The 19,044-nt window shown below is 62.3% G+C and carries 18 protein-coding genes; 6 read left to right on the top strand and 12 right to left on the bottom strand.

The window, feature by feature from the left end:
- Positions 1-44 precede the first annotated feature (44 nt).
- Positions 45-1,805 carry a flagellar hook protein FlgE gene (locus tag ACFE8X_RS13310; RefSeq protein WP_375451966.1) on the bottom strand — a complete coding sequence of 587 codons (1,761 nt, stop codon included), beginning with the start codon at positions 1,803-1,805 and terminating at the stop codon, positions 45-47.
- A gap of 272 nt (positions 1,806-2,077) precedes the next feature.
- Between ACFE8X_RS13310 and ACFE8X_RS13305 the strand changes: the two genes are divergently transcribed.
- The 5 genes from ACFE8X_RS13305 to ACFE8X_RS13285 all read left to right on the top strand — a co-directional run bounded on the left by ACFE8X_RS13305 (position 2,078) and on the right by ACFE8X_RS13285 (position 7,188).
- Entirely contained in the window at positions 2,078-2,944 is an 867-nt protein-coding gene (locus tag ACFE8X_RS13305) for an ATPase (RefSeq protein ID WP_375451965.1), read from the top strand.
- Positions 2,945-3,019: 75 nt separating this feature from the next.
- Entirely contained in the window at positions 3,020-3,931 is a 912-nt protein-coding gene (metA, locus tag ACFE8X_RS13300) for a homoserine O-succinyltransferase (protein WP_375451964.1), read from the top strand.
- A 213-nt stretch (positions 3,932-4,144) separates the two neighbouring features.
- The gene (locus tag ACFE8X_RS13295; RefSeq protein WP_375451963.1) at positions 4,145-5,593 is read left to right on the top strand and encodes a YcjX family protein; all 1,449 of its coding nucleotides are present in this window, start codon (positions 4,145-4,147) and stop codon (positions 5,591-5,593) included.
- Positions 5,590-6,597, top strand: coding sequence for a YcjF family protein (locus ACFE8X_RS13290; protein WP_375451962.1), 1,008 nt, complete (start codon positions 5,590-5,592; stop codon positions 6,595-6,597). The genes ACFE8X_RS13295 and ACFE8X_RS13290 overlap by 4 nt, the downstream gene beginning before the upstream one ends.
- A 297-nt stretch (positions 6,598-6,894) precedes the next feature.
- Positions 6,895-7,188 carry a hypothetical protein gene (locus ACFE8X_RS13285; RefSeq protein WP_375451961.1) on the top strand — a complete coding sequence of 98 codons (294 nt, stop codon included), beginning with the start codon at positions 6,895-6,897 and terminating at the stop codon, positions 7,186-7,188.
- Between the two features lie 180 nt (positions 7,189-7,368).
- Here the strand turns inward: ACFE8X_RS13285 and ACFE8X_RS13280 are convergent, their stop codons facing one another.
- Positions 7,369-7,785 (bottom strand): winged helix-turn-helix transcriptional regulator, encoded by a 417-nt coding sequence (locus ACFE8X_RS13280; RefSeq protein WP_375451960.1) that lies wholly within the window; start codon positions 7,783-7,785, stop codon positions 7,369-7,371.
- A gap of 95 nt (positions 7,786-7,880) precedes the next feature.
- Between ACFE8X_RS13280 and ACFE8X_RS13275 the strand changes: the two genes are divergently transcribed.
- Complete coding sequence (locus ACFE8X_RS13275) at positions 7,881-8,459, top strand: NADPH-dependent FMN reductase (RefSeq protein WP_375451959.1); 579 nt, start codon at positions 7,881-7,883, stop codon at positions 8,457-8,459.
- A gap of 95 nt (positions 8,460-8,554) precedes the next feature.
- Here the strand turns inward: ACFE8X_RS13275 and ACFE8X_RS13270 are convergent, their stop codons facing one another.
- From ACFE8X_RS13270 to ACFE8X_RS13225, 10 genes are all read right to left on the bottom strand, one after another.
- Complete coding sequence (locus ACFE8X_RS13270; RefSeq protein WP_375451958.1) at positions 8,555-8,881, bottom strand: 2Fe-2S iron-sulfur cluster-binding protein; 327 nt, start codon at positions 8,879-8,881, stop codon at positions 8,555-8,557.
- Positions 8,881-9,909, bottom strand: coding sequence for an NAD(P)/FAD-dependent oxidoreductase (locus tag ACFE8X_RS13265; RefSeq protein ID WP_375451957.1), 1,029 nt, complete (start codon positions 9,907-9,909; stop codon positions 8,881-8,883). The genes ACFE8X_RS13270 and ACFE8X_RS13265 overlap by 1 nt, the downstream gene beginning before the upstream one ends.
- Positions 9,910-10,049: 140 nt before the next feature.
- Positions 10,050-11,321 (bottom strand): phosphoadenylyl-sulfate reductase, encoded by a 1,272-nt coding sequence (locus ACFE8X_RS13260; RefSeq protein ID WP_375451956.1) that lies wholly within the window; start codon positions 11,319-11,321, stop codon positions 10,050-10,052.
- Positions 11,322-11,495: 174 nt separating this feature from the next.
- Entirely contained in the window at positions 11,496-13,154 is a 1,659-nt protein-coding gene (locus ACFE8X_RS13255; protein WP_375451955.1) for a nitrite/sulfite reductase, read from the bottom strand.
- The gene (locus ACFE8X_RS13250; RefSeq protein WP_375451954.1) at positions 13,141-13,461 is read right to left on the bottom strand and encodes a DUF2849 domain-containing protein; all 321 of its coding nucleotides are present in this window, start codon (positions 13,459-13,461) and stop codon (positions 13,141-13,143) included. The genes ACFE8X_RS13255 and ACFE8X_RS13250 overlap by 14 nt, the downstream gene beginning before the upstream one ends.
- Positions 13,462-13,463: 2 nt before the next feature.
- Positions 13,464-14,864, bottom strand: a complete 1,401-nt coding sequence (cysG, locus tag ACFE8X_RS13245; protein ID WP_375451953.1) for a siroheme synthase CysG — start codon at positions 14,862-14,864, stop codon at positions 13,464-13,466.
- A gap of 336 nt (positions 14,865-15,200) precedes the next feature.
- The gene (locus ACFE8X_RS13240) at positions 15,201-15,521 is read right to left on the bottom strand and encodes a 2Fe-2S iron-sulfur cluster-binding protein (RefSeq protein WP_375451952.1); all 321 of its coding nucleotides are present in this window, start codon (positions 15,519-15,521) and stop codon (positions 15,201-15,203) included.
- A 9-nt stretch (positions 15,522-15,530) separates the two neighbouring features.
- Entirely contained in the window at positions 15,531-16,715 is a 1,185-nt protein-coding gene (locus ACFE8X_RS13235) for an SAM-dependent methyltransferase (RefSeq protein ID WP_375451951.1), read from the bottom strand.
- The gene (locus ACFE8X_RS13230; protein WP_375452030.1) at positions 16,712-18,313 is read right to left on the bottom strand and encodes a peptide chain release factor 3; all 1,602 of its coding nucleotides are present in this window, start codon (positions 18,311-18,313) and stop codon (positions 16,712-16,714) included. The genes ACFE8X_RS13235 and ACFE8X_RS13230 overlap by 4 nt, the downstream gene beginning before the upstream one ends.
- Before the next feature lie 145 nt (positions 18,314-18,458).
- Positions 18,459-18,848, bottom strand: coding sequence for an Hpt domain-containing protein (locus tag ACFE8X_RS13225; RefSeq protein WP_375451950.1), 390 nt, complete (start codon positions 18,846-18,848; stop codon positions 18,459-18,461).
- Positions 18,849-19,044 lie beyond the last annotated feature (196 nt).

Genomic DNA, 19,044 nt, shown 5'->3' with positions numbered 1-19,044 from the left:
CCGGTCGGGGCCGTGCTAGTCCCGACTCAAATTACGCTCCGCGATCAGCGGATCATGTTCAGCGCTTCCTGCAGCATGTCGTCGGCCGCGCTGACGATGCGCGTGCCGGCCGCATAGGCTTGCTGCGTCACGATCAGCTTGGTGAATTCGTCCGAGATGTCGGTGTTGGAGGCTTCGAGCGAACCGCCGATAATGCCCGTGCCGGACAGATCGAGAATCGCCTCCCCCGACTCCGACGTTGCCGCAAACACCCCGCCATCCAGCCGCTTGAGCGAATTGATGGCGTTGAATTGCGCGGTCACCACCTGGGCGATATCGATGCGCTCGCCATTGGAATAGCTCGCCACCACCCGGCCGCTGTCATTGATCGCCACCGACACGAACTCGCCCGCGCCATAGCCGTTCTGGTTCAGCGTCGAGGTGCTGACCGTGCCGTTGACGTCGGCGAACTGGGAGATGCCGTTGGACTCGTGTTCCAGGTCCACATCGCCGATGACGACGCCATTGACCGTCAGGTCCTGGATGACCGTGGACGGCACGCCGGGAGCCACCAGCGACCCATCGGGGCCGAACGTATAGTCTTGCCCCACATTGGTCCATTTCGGCTGGGCGCCCGTGGCCGCGCTGTCCGACATGTAGAACAGGTTCCAGGTATCGGCGCTGCCCGTCGCCGCGCTGTCGATCTTGGCCCAGCGCAACTGCACCGCGGCCGGCGCGCCATTCTGCGCATAGACCGTAATGGCGCCACCCGTCAGCGAATTGGACTGGAACAGCGCGTCGTTGGCGGCGCTGATCGTGGCCAGGCGCGCCGGCGGCGGCACTGGATTGTTGGCGCCGGGAGTGAAGCCGAGATCGGCGGTGCCGCCCGTGGTCAGCACCGAGGTCTTGTTGTTGCCCAACGTGGCGGTGATGACGCCGTTGACGACGCCGATCGTGGCGCTCGCGGCATTGGGGCCGCCATCGGCGCGGAACTGCGCCTGGATTTCGGCCAGCGCCGCTTCGATGGTGACCGCCGGGCTGGTCCGCACGTCGATACCGCGGTTGCCGGCCGTGGTCGGCACGAACGCCCCTGCGGCACCATCATAAAATTCGAACGTCAACGCGCCGCCGCCGGCATTGAGCGTCAGCGTTTCACCGGCAGCGACGGTGGCGGCGGCATTGCTGCCCGGCGTCACGGCATCGCCCACCGCCGTAGCGGTTACGCCCGCATAGCTGCCCGATTTAAGCAGTTCGCTGCCCGGAATGGTGGCGTTGTAGCCCGTATTCTTGGGCAATTGCGGCAGGTTGGCCTGGTAGTTGATCCGGTTGGTCTGTTGCGCCGGCAGGAACGCGTTGGACAGCTTGATGACCTCGGGCACCGATCCCGAGATATTGCCGGTCACGGTGTCGATCGGCAGGCCCTTGAGGTAATAGCCGGCGCCGTTGACCAGCAAGCCGTCCTTGTCGATCTCGAAATCGCCGCGCCGGGTGAAGAAATTGCTCCCCGAGAACACCGCATTGCCGTCCGACTGCCCAACCTTGGGCTCGACCACGAAAAAGCCGTTGGAATTGAGCGCTATGAAGGTCTCGTTGGAAACCGTCTTGATATCGCCCTGCACGTCGTTGGTGCCACGCGATTGCGCCAGCACCGCGCCCGGCACCTGTCGCTTGATCGGCGCATCGGGAATCAAATCGAGGAAATCGGTTTCGATCCGCTTGTAACCCGTCGTCTGCGAGTTGGCGATATTGCCCGAAATGTTCTCCAGCGCATGCGCTTGTGCCCGAAGGCCGGTCACCGCACTGGAAAGAGCCCCATAAATGCCCATCAAAAACTCCGTGATCCCATTTGGCGCCTGGCGACGCATTTCGGGACCAGCAATGCAAGCCCGATGCCAACCGCGTTACGCACTGAACCAATTGATGAATCCGCCTCGGACCCTGCATTCCCCGGTCCCGCACCGGCAATTGAGTCCGAGCCGGCGGCAGAAATTGCCGCCTGCTTGTGAAATGAACGTCATTCCAGTACACGCAGAGCCTGTTTCTCCCGCACCGTCATCCCCGCCTTCGCGGCACTGACATTGCGGGCAAAAGGGTCGCGATGCTGTTCAAATCCGCCGACGAGTTCATTGCATCGCCGCGGCGCGCGGTGACCGTGTTCGGCATGGCCGGCGTCGGCAAGACCCGCCTCAGCGCCACCCTGCGCCATTCCAGCTGGTTTCACTATTCGGCCGATTATCGCATCGGCACGCGCTATATGGGCGAGTACATCGTTGACAATTTCAAGCGCGAGGCCATGAAGAACCCCTTCCTGGCCGAGCTGCTGCGCTCGGATTCGATCTACATCTCGTCCAATATCACCTTCGCCAATCTCGATCCGCTTTCCACCTATCTCGGCACCCCCGGCAATCCCGACCGGGGCGGACTGCCTCTTGAGGAATACCAGCGCCGCCAGGAGCAGCACCGCATTGCTGAAATCGCCGCCTTGGGCGACGTACCCCATTTCATCGACCGGGCCCGCCAGCTTTACGGTTATGACGATTTCATCGCCGATACCGGTGGCTCGCTGATCGAGGTCGTCGATCCCGCCGATCCCGCCGATCCGGTGATCCAGACCCTGGCCGCCGGCACGGCCCTGCTCTATATCCGCGGCACCGAAAAGGACGCCGCCCAACTGATCAGCCGCTTCCGCGCCAGCCCCAAGCCGCTCTATTACCGACCCGCTTTCCTCCTGGAAAAATGGGCGGAATACAAGACGCTCAACAAGGTCGCCGACGATTGCGATGTCGATCCACACGGCTTTGGCGCCTGGAGCTTCGAGGCGCTGCTGCATGACCGCATGCCGCGCTACCAGGCGCTGGCCGACAATTTCGGCTATGTGGTGGACGCTTCCGACCTGGCCATCGTGCGCGACGGCGACGAATTCATCGACTTGATGGCAGCAGCGATCGAAGCCCGAATGCGCTAGCGCGTCCTCCCCCTGGAGACGCGCCGGCCTGCATCGCGCCTTTGTCGCCAATACTGAACCCGAAAGAGGGTCACCATGCCTATCCGCATTCCCGATCATCTCCCCGCCCGCCGGACGCTTGAGGCCGAGGGCGTCAACGTGATGGATTCCACCCGCGCCGCGCGGCAGGACATCCGCCCGCTCCAGATCGGCCTGCTCAACCTGATGCCCAACAAGGAGCGCACCGAAACCCAGTTTGCCCGGCTCATCGGCTCGACGCCGCTGCAGATCGAGCTGACCCTGGTGCGGGTCAGCGACCATAAGGCCAAGAACACCCCGGAGGACTACCTCAACACCTTCTACAAGACCTGGGAGGAGGTGCGGACCCGCAAGTTCGATGGCTTTATCGTCACCGGCGCGCCGATCGCCCACATTCCGTTCGAGGACATCAAATACTGGTCCGAAATGGTCGAGATCATGAACTGGACCCAGACCAATGTGCACCACACCATGTTCATCTGCTGGGGCGCGCAGGCGGCCTTGCACCACTTCCATGGCGTTCGGCGCCATCGCATGGCGCAAAAGGCGTTCGGCGTGTTCCGCCACCGCATCACCGGCGATCGCTCGCCCTTCCTGCGCGGTTTTTCCGATAGCCCGATGATCCCGGTGTCACGCATCAACGACGTCGACCGCGCTTCACTGGGCGGCGACCTCGAAATTCTCATCGACAATGCGGACATCGGCGTCTGCATGCTCGGCGACCTCAAGCAGCGCGCGATCTACTTCCTCAACCACCTCGAATATGACAACCGCTCGCTGGCCGACGAATACGAACGCGACCGCAAGGCCGGCCTCGACACCCTACCACCTGCCAATCTCTTCCCCAATGGCGACACCAGTGCCGAGCCCGAGAACCGTTGGCGCAGCCACGCCCACCTCTTGTTCCAGAACTGGATCAACGAGATTTACCAGACGACACCCTATGAGATCGGGGAGATCGGGGTTTAGGACGGGTCGCCGAGCAGACCCCCACCCAACCTCCCCTACCAGAGGAGGAGTCTGCCGGTGGGTTGAACTGGATAGTTTCCTATAGTGGAGCGATCCCCTCCCCCTGCCAGGGGGAGGAGGGTGGGGGTAGCTACGCGCAGGCAACCCACAATCCCACCCTTGCATTACCGCCCCCAACCCCTACCTTCTCCCCCGCACACCGAGGATGATCGCTTGGCACAATCTCCGACCACGATCGTCGATGAACTGGGCATCGCGCTCAGCAATCTCGCCGACGCCGCCGCCGGCAACTTCACGCCGACCCTGCGCCTTGGCGTCACCGGCCTCAGCCGGGCCGGCAAGACCATCTTCATCACCGCGCTGATCCACAACCTCCTGACCGGAGGGCGCCTTCCAGGCTTCACGCCATTGGCACAGGGCCGCTTCATCGGCGCGCGGCTGGCCGACTATCCCGAAGCGACGATCCCCCGGTTTGCCTACGAGCAGCATCTGGAAGCCCTGACCGGCCGAACGCCGACATGGCCCGAAAGCACGCGCCGCATTTCCCAATTGCGCATCGTGCTCAAATACCAGTCCACCGCCTGGTTCTCGGGCCTGCGCGGGCCATCCACGCTCAATCTCGATATCGTCGATTATCCCGGCGAATGGCTGCTCGACCTGCCGCTCCTGGGCATGAATTTTGCCCAGTGGAGCCTTGAGGCGCTGGAACGGGCACGGCGACCCGGCTCCGGCAGGGAGGCGACCCCGTTCCTCGACATGCTCTCGCGCCTTGATCCCCGCCAGGACGCCAACGATCCCGATGCGGAAAAGCTGGCCGCCGCCTTCACCGACTATCTGCGCCGCAGCCGCGAGCATGGCGCGCTCTCTACCCTGCCGCCTGGCCGGTTCCTCTTGCCGGGTGACTTGGAGGGCTCGCCCGCCCTTACCTTCGCGCCACTGCCGCCCCAGGCCCAGCCACCGCGCAACAGCCTCTACACCATGCTGGAGCACCGCTACGAGGCTTACAAGGATCTGGTGGTGCGGCCGTTCTTTCGCGACCATTTCGCCCGGCTCGACCGCCAGATCGTGCTGGTGGATACCCTGCGCGCCCTGAACGCCGGGCCCGCCGCAGTGGCCGATCTGGAAACGGCTTTGACCTCGGTCTTGGCCTGCTTTCGCCAAGGCGACACCAATCCGCTGCTGCGGCCGTTCGTACGCAAGATCGATCGCATCCTGTTTGCCGCGACCAAGGCCGACCATGTCCATCACACCAGCCATGACCGGCTGGAGTCCATCCTCAACCGCCTCGTCGCCGAAGCGAGCCGGCGCGCCAGCTTCGTTGGCGCGCAAACCCGCTCCATCGCCCTGGCGGCGATCCGCGCCACACGCGAGGGCACTATCAGCGAAGCCGGCCAGACCCTGCCCACCATCATCGGCACGCCGATACAAGGCGAAGTGCTCGACGGCATCAGCTATGACGGCAAGACCGAAATCGCTTTGTTTCCCGGCGACTTGCCGGAGCGGCCGGACTCATTGTTTGAAGATGGCAATCCGGTCTCGCTCAATTTCCTGCGCTTCGTGCCGCCGCAGAAGCTGGACCGCAACGCCGCCGGCGATCCGATCCTGCCCCATATCCGGTTCGACCGGGCGCTGGATTTCCTCCTTGGAGATTGGCTGAAATGAAGCGCCCGATCGCTCGTCCCACCGCCCCGTCCCCCCATCGGGACGACGCGGTCCGCCTGCCCCGCGCCTTTCTTGCCACCGAGGCTGAAATCGTCGAAGCCCAGTTCGTTCCGGCAGCCGATGAAGCCCTGGTGGCCCCGCCACCCCGGCGGATGGGTTGGGCGGCGCGTGCCGCCTGGACTGCCGGCGGCATCCTGGTTTCGGCCGGCCTTGGCCTTGCCGCCGACCGCCTGATCCAAGACCTGTTCGCGAACAATCCATGGCTTGGCTGGGCCGGCCTTGTGGTGCTCGCCATTTTTCTTGTGGCGCTCCTCGTGCTGGCCATCCGCGAAGTTGCAGCCCTGCGCCGGCTGCGCGTCCTGGATACGCTGCGTCGCGATGCTGTAGAGGCCATCGCCGGCAACGATCAGCACGACGCGCGCCGGGTACTCGCTACGCTTGACGCCATCTATGCCGGCCGCCCCGATCTGGCCCGCGCCCGCCAAGCCGTAACCGACCACGCGCCCCATTTGTTCGATGGCACCGAAATCCTCGCCTTGGCCGAAAACGGCTTGATGGTGCCACTCGATGCCCGCGCCAAGGCCCTGACAGCGGCCTCCGCCCGCCGGGTAGCGCTGGTCACCGCAATATCGCCGCGCGCCTTGGTCGATATCGCTTTCGTGGTTTATGAAAGCGTGCGTCTGGCGGGGGCAATCGCGGCCCTTTATGGCGCCCGTCCCGGATTTTTCGGGTTCTGGCGCCTTGCCGGCGCTATCCTGGCCCATCTGGCCGTTACCGGCGGCCTGGTGCTGACCGACGGCATTGTCGAGCAATTGGTCGGTCAGGGTCTGGCCGCCAAACTTTCTGCACGGCTTGGCGAAGGCGTGGTCAATGGCTTGATGACAGTCCGAGTCGGCATCGCCGCCATGCGCGTGGTACGACCCCTGCCGTTCGGAACGCAAACCCAGCCCGTGGTGCGTGATTACATCCCCGACCTGGTCAAGGTCGCGCAAGGCACCAAGTAATTTCATAGCTGCTATGCAAAAAAAATATATCCGAGAATTTGGGCCGGTTTCCCTAAAGATACTTTTGGAAAATCCGGGCCTCTCGGATCGCTTATTTATCAGCAGCACGCCGATCCTTGGCTGACCTGTCCAAATCATGGACATCACTTAACTTGAAACCCCTTAGCCCCCTACCTACCTGTTTGGCTATGAGACTGACGATAATAAACAAATCAGTCTCGATCAGCCTCCACCGCCGCTGTCCAGATAATCTGGAACGCCGTCATGAGGGCTTGGGTTAAAGTAAAGGAAAAGTAAATGAACACCTATCTGAAGTCTGTTTCCGTCGCCACGGTAGTTGGTCTTGGTATCTTTGCCAGCGCCGGTTCCGCTTTTGCCGCTGGTTGCTTGACCCCCGATCAGTCGTTCTATTCGATTGCCGACGATAGCGACCTTGCCAAGGATGGATCGACCGCAGCCAACACCAAGGGCTTCAGCTGTGAGGTTGTCGCTTCGGACTACTCCGTTCGCCAGCCTGAAGTGAAGGTGAACTCCACCGTCAAGGCGACTGCTCCTCAGGAAAACACCACGTTCAGCCTCACCGACGACTAAGTAAGGATCAGCCAGGCGCCTAAGGGCGCCGGGAAGATGCGATTGTATGCCCGACCCGGAACAGCAAGTTTCCGGGCCGGAGAAGGCGACAAGCCGGTTGCCACACAGCACCGAACCCAATTCGCGTCACAATCAGCCACGTCGGCGACAACACGCCGGCGGGCTTTGTCTTGTTAGCCCCTACTCCGCCGCCTGCCGCGATTCGGGAATACGGCCGCCCCGCATGGGCATGGCGTCGGGATGCTCGCTGAAATACTGCCGCCGCGCATCGAGCACCCTAGGCCGGTTCTGGGTGGCCCATTGCGCGATCGCGTCGAGCGGGCGCTGCAAATCCTGCCCCAGAGCGGTCAACTCATAATCCACCCGAGGCGGTATCGACGGCGTCACCGTCCGCGTCACAAAGCCGTCCATCTCGAGATCGCGCAAGGTCGCGGTCAGAACCTTCTGGCTGATGCCGCCGATCACCCGTTTGATCTCCCCGAACCGCATTGGCCCGCCTGCCAGTTTGGTAATGATCAGCACCGTCCACTTGCCACCGATCTGGTGCAGGATTTCGCCGACGGGGCGGCAGTCGTGATGCAGTTCCATTGGTTTCATTTTGGTACCTGACGTATCGAAAAAGTGCCGTCTTGCGACGAATTTCACAGTCACTCATATAGCGTCAGTTACCAATAGATACTAGTGAGATTTCCATGAAAATCGTCGCCGTCCTGCTCGGCAGCCTGAGCCGCAAGTCCATCAATGCCAGCCTTGCCAAGGCGTTGGAAAAACTCGCCGCTCCGGCCCTTGCGTTCGACTATCTCGATATCGCCAGCCTGCCGCATTACAACAATGATCTTTGGGACAACCCGCCCGAGGCCGTCACCCGGTTCAAGGCGCAGGTGTCGGCAGCCGATGCGGTTCTCATCGTCATGCCCGAGATCAACCGCTCCTTCCCTGCCGTCATCAAGAACGCGCTCGATTGGGGATCGCGGCCCTGGGGCCAGAGTTCTTGGCTGGGCAAGCCGGTATCGCTGGTCGGCATGACGCCCGGCACCTCGGGGACGGCGCCCGGCCAGGGCCACTTGCGCACCATCCTGCCGCTGTTCGACCTGATCGTCATGGGCCAGCCCGAAGTTTACCTGAACTTCAAGCCCGGCCTGATCGACGACCACTTCGAAATCACCGACGACACCACCCGCGGCTTTCTCGAAGGCTATCTCGCCAAGTTCGCCGCGTTCATCGACCACCACGGTGCGCGCGACCTGGCGATCGCGGCGGCGGCGGAGTAATGGAAAGGCCGGGCATGGCCCGGCCAAGATGTCCGCCAAAATCCACGGCGTGTTTGGGGCGGTTTAGGCAATCATAATGCAACGACGACGCCTACCTAAGCCTCATCCTTGGCCGCACTGGGCGCCAGCGTCACCGTGAGCCCATCGAGCGCATCACTCATCAAAATCTGGCAGCTCAGCCGCGAGTTCGAGCGGACATCGCCGACGCTGTCGAGCATGTCCTCTTCCTCCTCGCTGGGTGCGCCGACCTGATCGAACCACTCGGCATCCACATAGACGTGGCACGTGGCGCAGGCCAGCGCCCCGCCGCACTCGGCCTTGATGTTCAGGCCCCAATCGCGGATCACTTCCATGACGCGCCAGCCCTCGAGCGCTTCCAGCTCGTGCTGCTCCCCGGCCTGGTCGGTGACATTGAGGATCATCAGGCGACCCCGAGCTTCTTCTGCAGCTTGGTGGAGCTGGTGGTATATTGAAACACCACGCGCTCGTCGGGCGAAATGATCTTCTTGGCGCGCTGCGCCATCAGCGCCGCTTCGTGGAACCCTGAAAGGATGAGCTTGAGCTTGCCCGGATAGGCATTGATGTCGCCAATCGCGAAAACGCCGGGCACCGAAGTCTCGAACTTCTCGGTATCCACCGCGATCAGGTTGTCGTTGAGCTCCAGCCCCCAATCCGACACCGGCCCCAGCTTCATCGTCAACCCGAAGAACGGCAACAGCCGCGTCGCCGGCACCGAGAGATCTCCGGCATCCGTGGTCAGGTGGACATGGTCGATCTGCCCGTTCGCCCCGTCCAGCTTGGCGATCTGGCCGAGCATGAACTGGATCTTGCCCGCCATCACCAGCTCTTTCATCTTGTTGACCGATGCCGGCGCGGCCTTGAACGCATCGCGCCGATGCACCAGCGTCAGCGAACGCACGATTGGCTGCAGGTTCAGCGTCCAGTCCAGCGCCGAGTCCCCGCCCCCCACGATCACCACGTCCTGGTCGCGGAAATCGTCCATCTTGCGGACCGAATAGAACACCGATGTGTTCTCGTATTGCTCGATCTCCGGCACCGGCGGCCGCTTGGCCTGGAACGAGCCACCGCCCGCCGCGATCACCACCACTTTGGCCCGGAACACCTCATCGGCATCCGTGGTCAAAACGAACGAGCCGTCATCCTGCCTGACCAGTGAATTGACCATGCGGTTGAAGTGAAACTCCGGCGCGAACGGGGAAATCTGCGCCATCAGGTTGTCGACCAGCGCCTGCCCGGTCACCACCGGAAAACCGGGAATGTCGTAAATCGGCTTTTCCGGATACAACTCCGCGCATTGCCCGCCGGCACGATCGAGAATATCGATAAAATGGCATTTGATATCGAGCAGCCCGAGCTCGAATGCCGCGAACAGCCCGCAGGGCCCCGCGCCGATCACGACCACATCGGTGACGATTTCAGTTCCGCTCATAAGGGTCTCAAGTCTGGTTGGTAGGGCCGAAACCCATATTTACTCTCGGCGTCATCCCCGCAAACGCGGGGTTCCATGGTTGACCGCACGCCTGAGAATGGGTTCGCGCCGTCGCAGGAATGACGCGGTGGATGATAAAGTCACTTTGCCCGGCGCAGGTACGGCCGCGTGCCCACGGGCACTTCGGTCACGCCGACCGGCTGGTAGAAAATCGCGACTTCCGGCAGCCGGTTCTCTTCCAGGGCTTGCCGCGTCGGCTGGTGCGTGACCACGAAGGCATTGACCCCGCAGCGGCGCATCAACGGAATCTGGTCCTGCAACACGTCACCCACGGCGCGGATTTCCCCAGCATAATGATAGCGTTCTGCTAACATCCGGGCTGTCGAATAGCCCCTTCCGTCGGTGAAGGCGGGAAACCTGATCGCCACCGAGGAAAAGCGCGACAAGTCCTGCGCCACGTCCTCGATTTTCTCACCTGGCGACACCAGCAAGCCCAAGGGCGCGCTGTTGCCGACAAACGCCGTGCGATTGGCCAGGAACACCGGCAACGGCACATGCTTGTAGCGCGCGGTCGCGGCGTCGTCGCCGTCTTCCCACGCATGGAATGGGTCGGCGATGAAAGCGCCATCCTTGAACAGGGTGAATTTGGCGGCGTTCATTGGCGAGGCGATCGCTCCGTTGAAATCGAAGTGGATGCCGCACTCTTTCTTGTTGAGGCCGCGCCACCGTCCGGCGCGCGGATCCTCTCCCTCGGCAACCACCGAGGTGCAAGGCGCGCAGCCGATCGACTTGTAGCCTTTAGAGAACAGCGGATGCTCGGGCAAGCCGTGATCGATCTTGTACTGGTTGACATCGGCATCCGAAAAATAGGCCAGCGGATTGACCTTGATGCGATCATCGCTGGTCAATTCGAAATGCGGCAACACCCCGCGTTCCACGGTCTGGAAGCGCTTGCGCCCGGTCACCCAGCCGCCGAACTGCTCGGTAATTGGCTCCAACGGCTCGGTCTTGCGGATATGGCAGCAGGAATCCGGATCGGTTTCCCACAATTCGCCGCTGGGATCGAAGCGCTTGATATCGGCCGGATCGGGATGAATGGCGATGACATTCATCAAGCCGAGCTGCTTCTTGAGCGTCTCGACATAAGCCAAGGTCTCGGGAAAATGCTTACCGGTCTCGAGGAAATACACCGGCAGATTCGGATCGACCTGCGCCACCAGATGCAGCAGCACAGCGGAGTCGGCGCCGAACGAGGAGACGATGGCGAGGTCTCCCGGCAGGATTTCGTTGGCCGCCTGACGCAAGACGCCGACGGCATCCATCTCGTCGAACATGCCGTTGAGCGCCAGGATACCCAATGAGCGCAGCTTGTCCGGCTTGCGCTCGGAATGCAGCATATTAAGCGTTGCCATAAAAGGCCTCCAGACTCTTGCGTCTCGCCGCGCTTTCTTCCCTTCTCCCCTTGTGAGAAGGTGGCGCGCAGCGCCGGATGAGGGGGCTGCGATGGCAGAGAGAAACCCCTCATCCGCCCTTCGGGCACCTTCTCCCGCAAGGGGAGAAGGGGAACACGGTGCATTGGGTTGGTTTCAGCCATTGCCATACAGCGCCTCCTTGAACGGCGCTTCGCCCAGCCGGCGATAAGCCGCAATGAAGCTTTCGTCAGCGCTCATGCGGCGCGCGATGTACGTATCCACGAGAGTTTCGATGGCGTCCGGCACCTCGTCCGCCTCAAATCCGGGCCCGATGATCTTGCCCACCGAAGCGTTTTCGGTAGCGTCGCCGCCCAGCGTGATCTGGTACAGCTCGCCGCCCTTCTTCTCGACGCCCAGAATGCCGATATGGCCGACATGGTGGTGCCCGCAGGCATTGATGCAACCGGAAATCTTGATCTTGAGATCGCCGATATCTTTCTGCCGCTCGGGCGCCGCGAACTTGCGGCCGATTTCCTGGGCAATGGGGATCGAGCGTGCCGTCGCCAGCGCGCAAAAGTCCATGCCCGGGCAGCAGATGATGTCGGTGATCAGGCCGGTATTACCCTCGGCCAGCCCGGTCGCCACCAGCCCGTCATAGACCGCGCGCAGGTCACCGATCGCCACGTGCGGCAGCACCAGGTTCTGCTCATGGCTGACGCGCAACTCATCGAACCCATAGCGCTCCGCCAGGTCCGCAACGTCGTCCATCTGCTTGTCGGTCGCGTCCCCCGGCGCGCCGCCGATGGGCTTGAGCGAAATCGTCACCGAGGCATAGCCCGGCTGGCGATGGGAATTGATATTGTTGTCGAGCCAGCGGCCATAAGCCGGATCGATGATCGACTCATAAGCCACATCGATCTTGGCCGCCGCCTGGGTAGCAAAAGCGGGCAGCGCGAAATACGCCGTGATGCGATCCACCTCCGCCTGCGGCAGGCTCAGCACGCCCCCGCGCACTTCGGCGAACTCGGCCTCGACCTGGCCCTTGATCGTCTCCAGCCCCTCTTCATGCACGAGGATCTTGATGCGCGCCTTGTACTTGTTGTCCCGCCGCCCATAGCGGTTGTAAACGCGCATGATGCTTTCGAGGTAGGCGAGTAGATGCTCGTTCGGCACGAAGCTGTTGATCAGCTTGCCGATCATCGGCGTCCGTCCCAGCCCGCCGCCAACCCACACTTCCCAGCCGATCTCGCCCTCGGCATTGGCCGCCGCCTGCAAGCCGATATCGTGAAACCGGATCGCCGCCCGGTCATTCGGCGCGCCAGTCACCGCAATCTTGAACTTGCGCGGCAGATAGGAAAATTCCGGATGCAGGCTCGACCATTGCCGCAGGATTTCGGCAATCGGGCGCGGATCGATGATCTCGTCGGCCGCGGCCCCGGCGAACTGGTCTGCCGTGACATTGCGGATGCAATTGCCCGAGGTCTGGATGGCATGCATCTCGACCGAAGCGAGATCGGCCAAGATCGCCGGCACGTCCTTGAGCTTGGGCCAGTTGAACTGGATGTTCTGGCGCGTCGTGAAATGGCCGTAACCGCGATCATAGGTGCGCGCAATGTGGGCGAACATGCGCAATTGCCTGGCGCTCAGCGTGCCATAGGGCACGGCGATGCGCAGCATATAGGCATGCAATTGCAGGTAGAGCCCGTTCATCAGCCGTAGTGGCCGGAACTGGTCCTCGCTCAATTCGCCCGACAGGCGACGCGCCACCTGGTCGGCAAACTGCGCCGTGCGGCCTTCCACGAACGCCGCGTCGAATTCGTCATATCGATACATGACCGTCCTCATCCAGATGCTGGCGGTCAAACGCCTCGCCGTTCCATGCCGTCGTCGTCGGTCCCACCGAACGAATCCGCTCGCGCAGGCGCTTGGGCACCACATGCCCGCCCAGATCGTCGACATCCTCGATTTCAACACCGACGATACGGCCAGTGCTCTTGGTGGCCGCAATCGCGGCGTCGCGCGCCACAGCGTCGTCCTTGCCGAACAGCCGCGCCGCCTGCAGGCTCTCGACCCAATTGCCGTGGTTGTCCAGATACACAGCCGCGCCCGATGTCAGCTCGTTGCCAACCAGAATATCCATGCTCATGCCACCTTGAAGCCTAGCGTGGCGATTTCGGCGGCATCCGCCCAATCTCCCGCCGCTACCGCTTCGCCTACGAAAATGATTGCCGGCCCTTCGGCCATCTTGAGGGTATCTGCCGCGAGTTGCCCGAGGGTGCCGCGATGCATTGACTTGTCCGCCCGACCGGCATTGATCACGATTCCAACCGGCAAGCCAACCGCGGCGCCCTGCCCGATCAGCCGCACCGCGACGCTGGGCGCGATCGACTTTCCCATATACAGCGCCAGCGTCAGCCCCGATTGCGCCAATGCCGCCCAGTGAGCCAGATCGCCATCCTCGGCGCCATGTGCGGTCGCCATCACGAAGCCGCTGGACACTTTGCGCAAGGTCACCGGCGTCGCCGTATCGGCCGCAGCGGCGAGCGCCGCGCTGACGCCAGGCACGATCTGGTAGTCTATGCCCGCCAGCCGCAACGCCGCAATTTCCTCGCCGGCGCGCCCAAAAATCATCGGGTCGCCCGACTTGAGCCGGGCCACCCTTTTACCCTCAAGTGCCAACCGCACGATCAGCGTATTGATCTGCGCCTGCGAAAACGAATGATGGCCCTTGGCCTTGCCGACATCGATCTGCTCGGCATCGCGCCGCCCCATCTGCACTACGGCGCTGGGCACCAATTGGTCATGCACGATCACATCGGCTTCCTGCAGCAGCCGCTGTGCGCGCAGGGTCAGCAAATCCTCGGCGCCGGGACCGGCGCCGATCAGCCAGACCACGCCTGGAGCAGCGCCTGAGCGGACATGCTGGTCGAGCAGCGCTTCGGCCTGGTAGAGCCCGGCAACCGGGCTGGTGCCGATCGCGGCCTCAACCTGCCGCGAGGTCACCAGCGCTTCGTAGTATCGCCGCCGCGCGGCACCGTCGTGAATCAGGCTTTCAACGCGTTGGCGTAAACCACCAGCCAGCTTGGCGATCTTGCCGAAACCGGGCGGCAGCATGGCCTCGATCCGCGCCCGCACCAGCCGCGCCAGCACGGGAGCGGCGCCCTCGCTCGAAATGGCGATCGTCAGCGGTGCGCGCTCGATGATGGAGGGCGTGTAGAAATCGCACTCAGCCGGCACGTCGACCACGTTGAGCGGAATATTGCGCGCCCGCGCGGTCGATTTGGCAGCGTCGGCGTCGCCGCTCTCCTCGGCCACGAAGACCAGAGCAACATTGTCGAGGTCCGAAGCGCGGAATGCCCGCTCCAGAACCTCGACCGCGAACCCGGAAAAATCGGCTTCGATCCGCTGGGAGATAATCACGACTGTTGCAGTCGTCTTAGTCACCAATCGGACTTTGTTGAGGGCTTCTTCACCACCGCCGATGATGACGATGCGCTGGCCCTGAACTTTGTAGCTCAACGGAAATGTGTTGAGGTCGCCCATTGGATTCCTGTCTGTGAGAGGCGGAAACTACAGCAATCCCGCCCTTTCGGACAAGGCATTGAAATTCAATCGCTTTTATATTTCCTGTCAGGGAGCGCCGGTAGAACGTCGGTCGGCACTATCGCGGCAATCCGCTAAAAGAATCTGTGAGGGGGCGAAGAGAAGAAAATTCTACTTTGAACATTGGTGCGTGCCCTCGTGGTTCGAGGGTCGCTGCGCTCCCACCTCACCATGAGGGCTACCCTGGCATCAGTGCTGTCGTTGCCCGTATTTTATGTCGTCCTCATGGTGAGGCGCGAGTTCTTAAGAGCCTCGAACCACGAGGACGCGGCACAGTCACCCCTGCCGGCTCGGTACGTGCAGCACCAAGCCGTCCAGCGCGTCCTTGATCTTGATCTGGCACCCCAGGCGGCTGGTCGGCTTCACGTCGAAGGCAAAATCCAGCATGTCTTCTTCCATGTTCGAGGGCGGCCCCACCGCTTCGGTCCAGGCATCATCCACATAGACATGGCATGTCGCGCAGGTACAGGCGCCACCACACTCCCCGATAATGCCGGGCACACCGTTGATCACCGCGGTTTCCATCACGGTCGAACCGGTCTGCGCCTCGGTCTCGATGCGCTCGCCATCCGGCTCGACGAAAGTCACTTTAGCCATGTCAAAACCTTAAAGTGGCGCCGAGAGCAGCCGTTCGAGATGATGGTAGTCTATGCCGAAAAACGCCTTGGTCGCCGCAATCTTGTCCGCGATGGCCTGCGGATCGGCCCGCTGGTTTTGCCGTTCCGCCACGATCAGCACATTCTTGGGCGTGTGCGCATCCGAAATGAATTCGAAGACCTTGGTCTTGTAGCCATGCTGTTCCAGCAGCAGCGATCTCATCCCATCGGTGACCATCTCGGCCTGACGCTCCAGGAACGTGCCATGACGCAACAGGAAATCCAGCGCGCCGGCAGCATCTGACCGAGCTTCCATCTGCCGGCGAATCTGTTTGTGGCAGCACGGAGCAACCGTGATCAACGACGCACCCGAACTTATCCCCTTGAAGATGGCATCGTCAGTGGCCGTGTCGCAGGCATGCAATGCAATCACCGCATCGGCCCCGCCGGCATCATGGTCGATGATCGACCCCTGCTCGAACCGCAGCCCCTCAAAGCCTGACTGGCGGGCGATCTCGTTGCACAACCCGACAAGCTCTGCCCGATATTCCACACCCACCATCTCGACCGGCCGCTTGGCGACATTGACCAGGTAATCGTAGAGCGCAAACGTCAGATAGCCCTTGCCCGCGCCCATGTCGACAATCCGGGGACGCTCCGCCGGAATCGCCTCAATCAATGGCGCGAAGATTTCCACCATCTTGTTGATCTGCCGGAACTTGTCCTGGCTCGCCTTGAGCACCGTGCCTTCGGCATCGGTAATCTTGAGAGCGTGCAGATAGGGCTTTTTGCCGGCACCGATCATCCGGTTCTTGGCCCGATCATGCTCGCTCGAGGGTGCTTCGCGCCCCGTCACGTCCGTGCGCTTCAGCCGAACCTTGTCGCCGTTGCGCTCGAAGCTCATGTCGAACCCCGTCGTCGCCAGTTGCGCGCTGCGGAACTCGCCGGTCAGCGCCGTCCGCAATTGCCCGATCGCCTCGGGCTGGATCAAGTTCTTGATGATATCGCGCGTCTTGTAGTGAAAAGTGAAGCTGAACTTGTCCCCGCCCTTGACGGCGATCTTCTTGACGTCGACCCCCTTCAGATCGACCTCGCTCCCATGATACCCGCCCAGCCGAAGCCGCAGCAGATCATTGCCGGTAAAAGCATTTTTGACCTGGCCCAGGAAGTCCTCGATGCGCTCGGCCGAACTCAATGGCGTTCCTTCGTGGTCATGAAGCGCAGTTTGGGAAAATCCTGCTTCGCCCGATCCGCCCACCAGGCATTTTGCGCCAGAAACACCGGCGCCCCGGTGCGATCCTCGGCAATATTCATCTTCTGGGCGGTGATGAAGCGCTTGAGCTCATCGGCATCGTCGCTCTCGATCCAGCGCGCCACCTCGAAATTGAGGCTCTCAAAGGTAATCGGCACGCCATATTCCTTGGCGACACGGGCCCCCAGCACCTCGAGCTGCAGCGGCCCCACCACGCCCACGATCCAGTCCGAGCCGAGCACGCGGCGAAACACCTGCGCCACCCCCTCCTCGGCCAGATCGCTCAGCGCCTTGGCCATCTGCTTGGTCTTCATGTGATCGGTCAGGCGCACGCGCCGGATGATTTCGGGGGCAAAATTGGGAATGCCGGTCACATTGATCGTGGCGCCTTCGGTCAGCGTATCGCCCACCGAAAGCGTGCCGTGATTGGGAATGCCCACGATGTCGCCGGCCACCGCCTGCTCGGCCAATGCACGGTCATGCCCGAAAAAGAACATCGGGTTCGATACGGCCATGTCCTTGCCCGAGCGCACGTTTTTGAGCCGCATCCCGCGCGTGAAAGTGCCCGAGCACAGCCGCACGAAGGCGATGCGGTCACGGTGATTGGCGTCCATGTTGGCCTGCACCTTGAACACGAAGCCGCTGACCTTGCTGTCCTCTGGCTGAATTGGCGCCGGTATGGCCGGTTGCGGCCGGGGCTCGGGGCCCCATTCGCCCAGTGTGCGCAGCAGTTCGGCCACCCCGATGCCCTTGAGCGCCGAGCCGAACAGGACCGGGCTCAAATGCCCGGCGTGAAAGGTTTCCAGATCGAAGGCCGGCAACGCCGCCCGCGCCAGCTCCAGCGTCTCGATGGCCGTCATGAACACCGGATCGTCCACCAGGGTCTCGTTATCCAGCAGGTCCTCGATCTCGGACCATTCGGCGACCGGCTTGCCGGCAGGGCTGACGACACGCTGTTCCAACAGGTCCAGATAGCCGTGAAAATCCACCCCCTGCCCGATCGGCCACAGCACCGGCGTCAAATCCAGCGCCAGCTTGCCCGCGATCTCGTCCATCAGCTCGAGCGGACCCAGGCCCTCGCGGTCCACCTTGTTGATGAAGGTGATGATGGGAATGTCGCGCAGCCGGCAGACTTCGAACAGTTTCAGCGTCTGGGATTCGATACCCTTGGCCGCGTCGATCACCATGATCGCCGCATCGACTGCCGTCAGGGTGCGATAGGTGTCCTCGGAAAAGTCCGAGTGGCCGGGCGTATCGAGCAGGTTCAGCGTCAACCCGTCATAGTCGAAGGTCATCACCGATGACGTAATGGAAATGCCGCGCTGCTGCTCGATTTCCATCCAGTCCGAACGCGTCGAGCGCGCCCCGGCCTTGCCCCGCACCGCGCCCGCCTGCTGGATCGCGCCGGCGGCCGACAGCAGCCGCTCCGTCAGCGTGGTCTTGCCCGCGTCCGGATGCGAAATGATGGCGAAGGTCCGCCTGGTGCGGAACGCTTCTTTCGAGGTGGCCCGCACCGCAAGGTCGGGCGCGAGATTGGACATGCTCATGAAAAATGCTTGGCCTTATATCGCGACGATCCCGCGACAGCGGGACCGATAGCACAGCGTCCTGATATTGGGCGCTCTATAGGCGCAAGCAAGGCTTTGCGTCAAATTGGCGGAGGAGGAGCCGACCTGTCGGGTGCCCTCAGATCGGCTCTTTGCTCAGCATCCGCGCCACGAATGTACCGACCTCTTCCACTGCCATACCGATATCGGCAATGCGCTCCGGCTGGATGGGACGACCTGCCTTGAGCTCGGTCTCAGCGGCCCTGGCCAGATCGGCAATGGCCCAGGCGCCGACCCCACCTGCGGCGCCCTTGAGCGAATGCAAGGTGAGCGCCAGCTCTTCGTGCGTGCTCGCCCGCTCCAGGCGGCCAAAATACACCTTGGCCGTGGTGTCGAACATGCGCAGGATCTCGTGCTCAAGCCCCGCATCGCCCAGGCATTGCCGGGCCAGATGCACCAGATCGATGGGTCGCGCCGGCCGTCGTCCAATCGGGGATGGGGTGGCGTCGGCAGCTATGGTCTGAGCCATCCGGCTTCACCTCTCACACGCGCCAGCTTTCAGGCTGGAGAAATTACTCGTGCCCAACCTTAAAACGCCCGGATGAACAGGGGATTAAGTCACACCTTCGCCTTGGTTTGCCTTTCTGGTGCGCGCGTTTCCGATGTTAAAAATTAACCTTTGGGTAAGAAACCGTTCGGTTTGGTTCAAATTGAATGTATTACTG

This window comes from uncultured Devosia sp., from assembly GCF_964244875.1.
In the GTDB taxonomy this organism is placed as follows: Bacteria; Pseudomonadota; Alphaproteobacteria; order Rhizobiales; family Devosiaceae; genus Devosia.
Note: the sequence above shows the minus strand (reverse complement) of the source record. Positions and strands in the feature narration are given on the sequence as shown.

Coding starts and splice junctions, on each gene's coding strand:
- ACFE8X_RS13250 (WP_375451954.1), bottom strand. CDS start 13,461: ATGGATATTCTGGTTGGCAACGAGCTGACATCGGGCGCGGCTGTGTAT.
- ACFE8X_RS13280 (WP_375451960.1), bottom strand. CDS start 7,785: ATGAAACCAATGGAACTGCATCACGACTGCCGCCCCGTCGGCGAAATC.
- ACFE8X_RS13290 (WP_375451962.1), top strand. CDS start 5,590: ATGAAGCGCCCGATCGCTCGTCCCACCGCCCCGTCCCCCCATCGGGAC.
- ACFE8X_RS13275 (WP_375451959.1), top strand. CDS start 7,881: ATGAAAATCGTCGCCGTCCTGCTCGGCAGCCTGAGCCGCAAGTCCATC.
- ACFE8X_RS13230 (WP_375452030.1), bottom strand. CDS start 18,313: ATGTCCAATCTCGCGCCCGACCTTGCGGTGCGGGCCACCTCGAAAGAA.
- ACFE8X_RS13255 (WP_375451955.1), bottom strand. CDS start 13,154: ATGTATCGATATGACGAATTCGACGCGGCGTTCGTGGAAGGCCGCACG.
- ACFE8X_RS13305 (WP_375451965.1), top strand. CDS start 2,078: ATGCTGTTCAAATCCGCCGACGAGTTCATTGCATCGCCGCGGCGCGCG.
- ACFE8X_RS13240 (WP_375451952.1), bottom strand. CDS start 15,521: ATGGCTAAAGTGACTTTCGTCGAGCCGGATGGCGAGCGCATCGAGACC.
- ACFE8X_RS13225 (WP_375451950.1), bottom strand. CDS start 18,848: ATGGCTCAGACCATAGCTGCCGACGCCACCCCATCCCCGATTGGACGA.
- ACFE8X_RS13285 (WP_375451961.1), top strand. CDS start 6,895: ATGAACACCTATCTGAAGTCTGTTTCCGTCGCCACGGTAGTTGGTCTT.
- ACFE8X_RS13310 (WP_375451966.1), bottom strand. CDS start 1,805: ATGGGCATTTATGGGGCTCTTTCCAGTGCGGTGACCGGCCTTCGGGCA.
- metA (WP_375451964.1), top strand. CDS start 3,020: ATGCCTATCCGCATTCCCGATCATCTCCCCGCCCGCCGGACGCTTGAG.
- cysG (WP_375451953.1), bottom strand. CDS start 14,864: ATGGGCGACCTCAACACATTTCCGTTGAGCTACAAAGTTCAGGGCCAG.
- ACFE8X_RS13265 (WP_375451957.1), bottom strand. CDS start 9,909: ATGAGCGGAACTGAAATCGTCACCGATGTGGTCGTGATCGGCGCGGGG.
- ACFE8X_RS13260 (WP_375451956.1), bottom strand. CDS start 11,321: ATGGCAACGCTTAATATGCTGCATTCCGAGCGCAAGCCGGACAAGCTG.
- ACFE8X_RS13270 (WP_375451958.1), bottom strand. CDS start 8,881: ATGATCCTCAATGTCACCGACCAGGCCGGGGAGCAGCACGAGCTGGAA.